The organism is Vibrio sp. HENC-03, from assembly GCF_000305755.2.
GTDB classification, from domain to species: Bacteria; Pseudomonadota; Gammaproteobacteria; order Enterobacterales; family Vibrionaceae; genus Vibrio; species Vibrio owensii.
In genome coordinates, this window is record NZ_JH976070.1 from 1 (window position 1) to 253 (window position 253).

1 pseudogene is annotated in these 253 nt (G+C 48.2%); it reads left to right on the top strand.

The features are described 5' to 3' along the window. Positions 1 to 253 (top strand): annotated as a pseudogene (locus VCHENC03_RS18595) (transketolase); the annotation flags it as partial.

Consider the following 253-nt stretch of genomic DNA (forward strand, 5'->3'; position numbering starts at 1 on the left):
GGGCGGCTCTGCTGACCTAGCGCCTTCTAACCTAACCATGTGGTCTGGTTCTAAGTCTCTAGAAGCGAACGACTTCTCTGGTAACTACATCCACTACGGTGTACGTGAATTCGGTATGACAGCAATCATGAACGGTATCGCACTGCACGGTGGTTTCGTTCCTTACGGCGCAACATTCCTAATGTTTATGGAATACGCACGTAACGCTATGCGTATGGCTGCTCTGATGAAAGTTCAGAACATCCAAGTTTAC